Source organism: Acetobacter sp. DsW_059, from assembly GCF_002153695.1.
In the GTDB taxonomy this organism is placed as follows: domain Bacteria; phylum Pseudomonadota; class Alphaproteobacteria; order Acetobacterales; family Acetobacteraceae; genus Acetobacter; species Acetobacter thailandicus.
The window spans coordinates 1-9,639 of record NZ_JOPI01000046.1 but is presented as its reverse complement, the minus strand read 5'-3'; the positions used below and the strand labels follow the sequence as shown (position 1 = coordinate 9,639).

Here is a 9,639-nt window from a genome sequence, read left to right as displayed (position 1 = left end):
GTGTTTATTTTATATAAAAACACCTAAAAGTATATTATAAGATTGTTAATACAACCCAGGGGCGTAATTTTGCTCCTTCCACGGAGAAAACAATATGCGCATTCTTTTTGCTCAGGATAACCAGTCTCTTACGGAAGAAATTGTAACTAAACTTAACAGCATTGGCTTCATTACTGACGTGTGCTCATCAGGGCATGATGCACTCGAAATGATGCGTAACTATAATTATGGTCTGGCAATTATTGAGCTGATGCTGCCAGATATGGATGGGTTTGATATTATTAACACAGCACGCTCAACAAGGCTGGAAACCCCGATTATTATTTTATCTGATATCGATAAACCACATACAAAAATAAAAGCTTTTGCTAATGGAGCTGATGATTATATTGCAACGCCATGCGACATAAATGAGCTTATTGCCCGCATTCAGGCTATTCTGCGTCGTTCAGGCGGCTTTGCAAGTTCTGTGACTCAGATTGGTGACCTGACCATGGATATGAACTCACAGACCGTTACAGTATCCGGGCGTCCCGTTCATCTGACAAACAAAGAGTTCTCTACTCTCAAACTTCTTATGATGCGTAAAAATATTACTCTTACTAAAGAGATTCTTCTCGATAACCTCTATAATGGACAAGATCAGCCAGACATCAAAATAATTGATGTCTTTATCTGTAAACTTCGTAAAAAACTGGCTGATGCCGGCGCCAGAAAACTTATTACTACCATCTGGGGAAGAGGCTATATTCTTAAAACCCCGATGGCTATAAGCGAACAGGGGGCAGTCCCTGCATATTCTTCGATAAATGCTCAGCAGGCTATCGCATAAAAGCGACCTGATGCCACAAAGGGCCGGCTCCCCCCCCTAAACCGGGAGCCATTACAATAGCTTGCCTGACATATGCTCTGGCCTGATGAACAGCGTCAAAAAGAGAGTAACCCTGTGCCAGTCGTGTTGCCAGCGCACTGGCCAGTGTACAGCCTGTGCCATGTGTATGACGCGTATTAATACGCGTATCAGAGAACTCACTGAAATTAACGCCATCAAATAAAACATCAACCAGTGTATCATCTGTCAGGTGCCCGCCTTTCACCACAACAGCTGCACCGGTTGCATTATACAATCTGCGAGCTGCCTGACGCATCTCGTTTACTGTTGTGATATCCTGCTTTACCAGGCAAATCGCTTCAGGAATATTAGGCGTAATAACTGTTGCCTGTGGTAATAACACGTTCTGTAACGTGTCGAGCGCCTCCTCAGCCAGAAGTGCTGCACCACCTTTTGCTACCATAACAGGGTCAACCACAACCGGCACATCAGGAAAACGCGAGACATAATGCTGTATCTCTTCAGCCACCACGCGTATTTCTGCAGCTCCTCCAACCATGCCGGTTTTAAAAGCATCCGTCCCCAGGTCATTAAGGACAGCATGAATTTGCTGCCGTAAAAACTCAGGTGGAACAGGCAAAATACTATCAACACCATGCGTGTTCTGTGCGGTCAGGGCTGTGATCGCCGTCATGGCATAGCCCTGCAGGGTCGTTATGGTCTTAATGTCAGCCTGTATACCGGCCCCGCCGCCGGAATCACTCCCCGCAATGGAGAGAACACGCACGACCGGCTGCTCCGTTTTCTGCATCTTCTTCTCTTATTCGGTGGCTTCTATAACACCACACATGTCTGAAACGGCCTGTTCAACAAGGAGAGAATCCTCAGCTTCAACCATCACACGTATCAAAGGCTCTGTACCACTTTTACGCAAAACCAGACGGCCACGGCCAGCTAGTTGTTTCTCTATTTCTGCCTGCTTTTCCTTAACGCTCTCACGCTCAAGCGGGCTTACCCCTGTAAAACGTATGTTCTGCAATTTCTGTGGGAAAGGCTTAAACAAACGACACACCTGACTGGCGGGACGGCCATCTTCAACAAGAAATGCCAGAATTTGCAGTGCCGCGATAAGACCATCTCCGGTGGTGCCAAAATCAGTCAGCACCATATGGCCTGACTGTTCGCCACCAATATTTATGCCACGTTCGCGCATTCTCTCAACGACATAGCGATCACCCACTGATGTGCGTTCAAGACCGATATTCAGATCATTAAGAAAACGCTCAAGCCCCATGTTCGACATTACAGTCGCAACAATCCCTCCCCCTTCAAGGCGATGCTCACGATTCCAGGACTGTGCAATTAATGCAAGAATCTGATCACCATCAATCAGATGACCTGTTTCGTCTGCAATCAGAACACGATCAGCATCACCATCAAGAGCAATACCCAGGTGCGCTTTATGTTGCCTGACCGCAGCACATAATGTTTCAGGGTAAGTCGACCCACATTGCTCATTAATATTCACACCATCAGGTGTGCAACCAATACGAATAACTTCCGCACCCAGCTCCCACAGGGCTGTCGGGGCCACCCGGTAAGCCGAACCATTTGCACAATCAATGACGATTTTCATACCATCAAGGCGTATTTTACGCGGGAAAGAAGCCTTGGCATGTTCAATATAACGCCCGGCTGCGTCATTCAGGCGAGAGGCTCTTCCGATTTTATCGGGGGCGGCAAGGCGACCTGTCAGGTCAGATTCCATCAGGTCTTCAATCTCGTGCTCATCAGCATCCGAGAGTTTAAAACCATCAGGACCAAATAGTTTAATGCCGTTATCCTCAAAGGGATTATGAGAGGCTGAAATCATCACCCCAAGGTCAGCACGCAAAGAGCGGGTCAGCATCGCAATAGCAGGTGTTGGCAGCGGCCCGACAAAGGTTACATCCATACCAGCTGAGAGAAAGCCAGAAACCATGGCACTTTCAATCATATACCCTGACAAACGCGTATCTTTGCCAACCAGTACGCTATGACGATGGTCACCGCGCGTAAAGCGCAGACCTGCAGCCTGACCCAGACGCTGAGCTGTTTCTACGGTCATCGGGGTCTGATTAGCTGTACCCCGAATGCCATCTGTACCAAACAGACGTTTCTGACGTATCATCCCAGCTCTCCTGCATTCCGGTTTTCTTCGGCCATCGTATGCTGCACAATGACCTTTGTGTTCTAGAGCGATTTACCTCAGCGCGAAACCATGTATCTGTTATAAACTCAGACGTTTTAAAAATTCTGTAACGCCTGCCAGGTATTAAGAGACTGCATCATACCAGCGACATCATGCACCCGCGCGATACAACCGCCCGCAGCAAGCCCTGCCAGTGACGCTGTGTATGTACCAGCATCCCGCTGCGCAGCTGAAATAACACCTGTTACCGTACCGATCATACGCTTACGCGACACACCGACCAGAATCGGACACCCCAGATTAGTAAACAATGCCACGCGCGCCAGCAGCTGCATGTTTTGCTCTGTTGTTTTTGCAAAACCAAAACCTGGGTCAATAATAATACGCCCAGGCTTTATCCCCCCCTCAACAGCATATTTTAACCGTTCGCCAAGTTCACGTACCGTATCGTACCCAATATCCTGATAATCAGTATACGCTCCCATAGTCTGGGGAGTTCCGCGCATATGCATCAGCACAACGCCACAGGTATGTTGCGCAAGCAACGGCAAAGCATCGGGGTCATCGAGCGCTGAAATATCGTTAATAATATGAACGCCAGCTTCCAGAGCCTGCTCCATAACGAAGCTATGACGCGTATCCACTGACAAAATCGTATCGGGTAAATGCTCTCGTAACGCAGAAACCGTCTCTCCAATTCGCTGCCATTCCTCCCGGGGGGTAATCACCGCTGAACCAGGACGTGTACTTTCTCCACCAATATCGAGAATACGCGCACCCTGCTCAACACTCTGCCTGCTGGCTGCAACTGCATGCTCAGCGTTACCAGCATGACCATCACTGCTAAAACTATCAGGTGTAAGATTAACAATGCCCATAACCTGCTTGTTCAATGACACAACATCGCTGACAGGCGCACGTGAAATACGCTCAAGTTGCGGCTGCCACCCGGCTGGCACAGACGAAACAGGCATAAACCCGCTACGCGTATAACCATCAATCAGGTCAACCAGTGTAAAAGCGGCAGGCCCGCCAGCAAGAGGTAAGGCATGACCAGCCCGCACTGCCTCCCTCGCTACGGAACCATAAATAAGCCCTGAAGGTTCAGCTAAACGCGTAAAATCCATCATCTCATCCACAATAAAAAAGGGCGGCATAAAACTGCCGCCCCGTTCTTAATCTTAAAGCTGTTCAGTCACCAGCAGCGTTAGCTCAGCTGAGGCGCCGGAACTGAAGGCCCATCATCACTGCCTGAGGGCTTCACTTCTGCTTCAATAACCTGCGGAACAGAAGCCCGACGATTCACCGGCCCGGAATCATCATCTTCTTTACGCTCGATCGGCTGACCTCTCATAAGCTGGCGAATTTCTTCGCCCGTCAGCGTTTCAAACTCCAGCAGGCCTTCGGCAATCCTGTGCAGAGCATCAATATTGCCATGCATATAGTCACGGGCCTGCTCATAGGCTTCATCAATCAGGCGTTTGATTTCCGAATCAATCTCCATAGCTGTATGCTCAGAGAAGTTCTTCGCACTGCCAAACATACCCGCGCTGCCATTATCGTCACCGGCATAAGCGATCATACCAACTTTGTCGCTCATTCCCCATTCGGTAACCATGCTGCGGGCAACTCTGGTTGCCATCTGAATGTCGCCCATAGCGCCATTACAGATATTATCTTTGCCGTAGATAACCTCTTCAGCCACACGACCACCCATTGCCACAACAAGGTGGGCAATGCAGTTTTTGCGACTCATAGAAAGACGATCGCCCTCTGGCAGACGCATCACCATACCCAGAGCACGGCCACGCGGAATGATCGTTGCTTTATGAATAGGCTCACTCTCAGGGACCAGAACAGCTGTCACGGCATGGCCGGCTTCATGATAAGCCGTGCGCTTCTTCTCATCCTCATGCATGACGAGTGAACGGCGCTCAGCACCCATAAGCACTTTATCTTTGGCGTCTTCAAACTCACGCATAGCAACTGTACGCTTGCCCTGACGCGCAGCAGCAAGAGCTGCTTCATTCACCAGATTGGCAAGATCAGCACCAGAGAAACCAGGAGTGCCGCGGGCAATAATACGTGGGTCAACGTCAGAGGCCAGTGGCACTTTGCGCATATGCACACGCAAAATCTTTTCACGACCTGCAACATCAGGGTTTGACACAACAACCTGACGGTCAAAACGACCAGGGCGCAGCAATGCGGGGTCGAGCACATCAGGGCGGTTTGTTGCAGCAATAAGGATTACCCCTTCACTGCTCTCAAAACCATCCATCTCAACCAGCATCTGGTTCAGGGTCTGCTCGCGCTCATCATTGCCGCCACCAAGACCGGCGCCACGATGACGCCCGACTGCGTCGATCTCATCAATGAAGATAATGCAGGGAGCTGCTTTTTTACCCTGCTCAAACATATCACGAACACGTGACGCACCAACACCGACAAACATCTCGACAAAGTCAGAGCCGGAAATGGTGAAGAAAGGCACATTGGCTTCACCCGCAATAGCACGGGCCAGCAGAGTTTTACCTGTACCGGGAGGGCCAACCAGCAGAACACCTTTGGGGATTTTACCACCCAGCCGGGTAAATTTCTGCGGGTCTTTCAGGAAATCAACAATCTCCTGTAACTCACCCTTTGCCTCATCAATACCGGCGACATCATCAAACGTAACGCGACCATGCTTTTCTGTCAGCATTTTAGCGCGGGACTTACCAAAGCCCATTGCACCACGGCCGGCACCACCCTGCATCTGACGCATTACGAACAGCCAGGCTGCGATCATAATGATAATAGGCAGCGCATTAAGGAAATAACGCAGCAGCGGGCTGCCATCACGATCAAGCGGTTTTGCACTGACCTGCACGCCCTTACTGACCATTTTAGGAATCAGATTTGGGTCATCGGGGGCATATGTTTCAAAGGATGTGCCATCTTTAAGCACACCAGAGATATTGTGCTCCTGCACGACGACAGACCTGACATGATCTGTATCGACATCAGTAACAAAATCAGAATAGGCAAGCTGCTGGGAGGCATGCTGTGTGCTTCCTGGCTGAAAAACATTCACCAGAAAGAGTAACAGCACAATGATGCCAACCCACAGAGCCAGATTACGGCCTAAATTATTCATAGTGGCTGTGTTTCCATACTCGTCTTGGCAAAGCGCCAGAAAGGTCCTGTAAAAATATCATCTGTGCAGCAGATGCCGAAAATTGCAACTTATTCAGATTATAAATAGGGTGATCATCTGCACATTCCTAGGGGATAATCCGCTTTTCTGCACAGAGAATGTCTTTGTTTTGAAAAAAGTAAGGCGATACGAAAAGAACTCATAGCTGTCATACGCAATATTTAAGGACTGACCGGACAAACAGGATAGTACACTGTTCTGCCCCCTGCCGGTACCGGCGGAGCAAATATCAGCCTGATATTTTGTAATGCCGGATCATCACATAACCCAATATGCGGAACCGCAATCCGCTGCCCGCTGCGCCACAAAGCCGGTAATGTTGCGCAAAAACGCGCAGGCCACCCGCAACGCTGCTCACGGGCAAGCCCGAAACCCGCAGCCGCTACTGTGATCTCCCCTCCGTCCAGCCCGGCAGGAAGACTAACCCTAAAACGATTATCCCACACTGCACGGTCGGCCAGGGCAACAGGCCCCTGCTGCGCGGCAGCCTCTCTGATCAAAAACCACTGTGTCTTATGGCGTACCAGCTGCACACCAGCGAGCGTGGCTTCACAATGACGCAGATACAGCTGCTCAACAGCAGCAACAGAAGGTGGGTAAGTAAGGCCCCCAACAGCGCGGATCAGCAACGATAAATTTTCAGGCTGAGGTAAAGTTTCACCGGCAATGGCCCAGCCATAAGGCAACAGAGCGCTCTGCTGTGCCAGTGCTGCAATTCGTTCAGTCTCACGCACCATACGCAAACGGCCCTGCTGCGCTGCCTGCACCCAGCCTGCTGTACGACTGGTACTATCACGACGAAATGCCGTACGCACTCTGACACGCTCAGCTGTCAGATCTTCATTAGAGGGGTCGTCGACCCACTCAATCTGCTGCTCTCTCAATGTCTGCCGCAAAGCTTCTCGCGAAAAACCAAGCAACGGCCTTACCAGGCGCACCTCAGGCAAAGCTGTGACTGAAGCCATGCCAGCAAGACCATCACAACCACTCCCGGCGCGCTGACGCATAGCTACTGTCTCAGCCTGGTCATCTGCCTGGTGGCCAAGTAACAAATCAGTACACCCCGCCTCATAACAGGCCTGACGAAGTGCCACATAACGCGCAGAACGCGCACGCTCTGCGATACCACTGCCCTTACTCAGATGAGTCAGCGTAATGATCCGTGATGGAATATGAAGAGCCTGCAACCGGCGGGCGGTCAGCCTGGCTTCCTCTGCCGAGTCTTTGCGAAGCCCGTGGTCAACAATCAAAGCCAGCAGATTTTTACGCCATAACGAGGCAAGCCAGGCAAGGCAGAGGCTGTCGCCACCACCGGAAACAGCCAGAGCGACCGGGCTCATACCCGCGCGGTCAGGCACCCACGGGCCAAGGCGCTCCATAACAGCACAAAACTGTGCAGGCGTTATTGCAGCAACCGAAAAAGGATCAGCCAGATCAGAAATTATGAACAGCCACCCCGGGCCGTATAAATTGCTGCTGCATGAGAAACACGTTCAGCAGGAGACGGAAATTCCTGCTTCAGTTTTGCCAGTGCCTGACAGGCTGGCTTTTTATCTCCCATAGCCAGCAAAGATGCCGTTACCCCAAGCAACGCATCTGGCGCACGGGCGCTTTTAGGAGACTGACGATAAGCATCATAATAGGCAATAGCTGACTGCCTGAACTGTTTCTGCCCGGCCAGAGACTGAGCCAGCAAAAACTGAGCATCAACTTTAAAGCTGCCTCTGGCATTTTTCAGCGCGGCCTCAGCATTATCATGCGCTGTCGTATAATCACGCTTTTGCAAAGCAGCCTTACCAGCAGCAAGTAATGCATCTGGTGTAGAAGGGGCTGCTTCAGCTGTTTTTGCCGGAGCAGCTGCGCTGACAGAACCACCGCCGCTATTCTGAGCGGCAAACTGAGCATCAGCCAGCTGTTTTGACAAAGTTGCTACCTGCTGCTGCAGTGAGTTAACCTGCTGATCAAGTTCACCCCGCATGTCACGCTGCTGCTGCTCAAGTGTGCTGACACGATCAAGCAGCTGTGCTGTCAGGTCATTGCTGCCAGATGATGAGGTCGCCGGAGTTGAAGACGGCGGAGCAAGAGTGCTGCCACTTTCCCCCGAACTGGCCATCTGTTGCTTAAGCGCTGATACCTGCTGCTGAAGCGCCAGAATCTGATTGTGAAGGGCAAGCCCTTCTCTGCTCATCTCAGCATCCTGCGCATAAGCAGTGCAGGACAGGGCAGACACGCCCGCAACAGGCAACATAGCCCCCAGAACAGCGATACGCCCGCAAGCAGAAACAGAACGTATAAAACGGCGTATCATGAGATACCTCACCTTGCTGAAAATCTGTCAGACTTTACACATGAACTGAAAGAAAAACGACCACAATAACAAAAACGGGCCGGAAGATTATCTCCGAACCCGCTCTGTTACGTCAAATACTAAATGTCAAAATTATTTGACAGAAGTAATTGCGTTACGATTCTGCGCCCATGCACTTTCGTCATCACCCGGATCGGTCGGACGATCTTTACCGTAAGAAATGGTCGTAATGCGCGATGATGCTACACCATGAGCCACCAGGAAGTCGCGTGCAGCATTTGCACGACGCTGACCAAGAGCAATGTTGTATTCCTCGGTACCACGATCATCGCAGTTACCTGCAATTTCGATATTAACCTGAGGATATTTTGCCAGCCAGGCTGCCTGTTTCAGCAGGGTTGCCTGCGCATCCTGTGTCAGACCGCTCTGATTGAACGGGAAGAGTACGCGGTCACCCACACTCGCAACCAGATCAGCCTCGCTGCCTGGCACCGGACCGCTTGTCTGCGGTGCAATGAGTGTTGCGTCTCCGGTAGAAGCACCCGTATCAACCTTTTTATGGGCACACGCCGTGAGGAAGGTCATAGCGCTCAATGCAGCAACAAGGTGTAGTCTCATTATTTCGGATCCTGAACTGTCGTTCCCTGCGGGAACTGTGTTAATCAAACACAGTGTCGAAGTAGATACACAGAATATTGTTGTACATCTCCGCGTATTTTTCCACCCTTCATTTGAGATACCCCTGAAGAGTCGACAACCGTATGGAGACTAACATTGCGTTAGCCATAACTCCAGTAAGCGGTCAAGCGCTGCCATCTTCGCAGAACATACGAAAATGGCACAATCATGTCATAAACCGCAGGAAAAACACCGATACAAGGCTGAGTATTTCAAAAAAAAACAATAAAAATATTAGAAAAATTCAATCGCAACAGTATCAAAAAAAACAAAAAATATCACGATATTAAAATAATATATTAATTTATATTTTAAGGTAAGATGTTTTATTTTATTATAAATTTTTTCTTTGCATTTACAATAAAAAAAGATAAATAGCCTTATTTATTATATAAAAAAATTATATTTACTAATGGATTTCAAAATATTTC

General features: G+C 49.7%; 8 protein-coding genes. 1 reads left to right on the top strand and 7 read right to left on the bottom strand.

The genetic code is table 11. The features are described from left to right. The first annotated feature begins 94 nt into the window (after positions 1 to 94). Positions 95 to 832 (top strand): response regulator transcription factor, encoded by a 738-nt coding sequence (locus HK25_RS09950; RefSeq protein ID WP_086553821.1) that lies wholly within the window; start codon positions 95 to 97, stop codon positions 830 to 832. Here HK25_RS09950 and thiD read toward each other — a convergent pair. The 7 genes from thiD to pal all read right to left on the bottom strand — a co-directional run bounded on the left by thiD (position 822) and on the right by pal (position 9,148). Next, complete coding sequence (gene thiD / locus HK25_RS09945) at positions 822 to 1,619, bottom strand: bifunctional hydroxymethylpyrimidine kinase/phosphomethylpyrimidine kinase (protein ID WP_233127792.1); 798 nt, start codon at positions 1,617 to 1,619, stop codon at positions 822 to 824. The two genes, HK25_RS09950 and thiD, sit on opposite strands and share 11 nt — an antisense overlap. 33 nt (positions 1,620 to 1,652) lie before the next feature. Further along, the gene (glmM, locus tag HK25_RS09940) at positions 1,653 to 3,002 is read right to left on the bottom strand and encodes a phosphoglucosamine mutase (RefSeq protein ID WP_086636091.1); all 1,350 of its coding nucleotides are present in this window, start codon (positions 3,000 to 3,002) and stop codon (positions 1,653 to 1,655) included. A gap of 116 nt (positions 3,003 to 3,118) precedes the next feature. Continuing rightward, complete coding sequence (gene folP / locus HK25_RS09935; protein ID WP_233127791.1) at positions 3,119 to 4,180, bottom strand: dihydropteroate synthase; 1,062 nt, start codon at positions 4,178 to 4,180, stop codon at positions 3,119 to 3,121. 50 nt (positions 4,181 to 4,230) lie between these two features. Continuing rightward, a complete protein-coding gene (gene ftsH / locus HK25_RS09930; RefSeq protein ID WP_086553818.1) occupies positions 4,231 to 6,162 on the bottom strand; it encodes an ATP-dependent zinc metalloprotease FtsH in 1,932 nt (643 codons plus the stop codon). A gap of 221 nt (positions 6,163 to 6,383) precedes the next feature. Next, positions 6,384 to 7,601, bottom strand: coding sequence for a tRNA lysidine(34) synthetase TilS (tilS, locus tag HK25_RS09925; RefSeq protein WP_086636090.1), 1,218 nt, complete (start codon positions 7,599 to 7,601; stop codon positions 6,384 to 6,386). A 62-nt stretch (positions 7,602 to 7,663) separates the two neighbouring features. Continuing rightward, positions 7,664 to 8,530 (bottom strand): hypothetical protein, encoded by an 867-nt coding sequence (locus HK25_RS09920; protein ID WP_198945972.1) that lies wholly within the window; start codon positions 8,528 to 8,530, stop codon positions 7,664 to 7,666. Between the two features lie 132 nt (positions 8,531 to 8,662). Then, positions 8,663 to 9,148 (bottom strand): peptidoglycan-associated lipoprotein Pal, encoded by a 486-nt coding sequence (gene pal / locus HK25_RS09915; RefSeq protein WP_086553816.1) that lies wholly within the window; start codon positions 9,146 to 9,148, stop codon positions 8,663 to 8,665. Positions 9,149 to 9,639 lie beyond the last annotated feature (491 nt).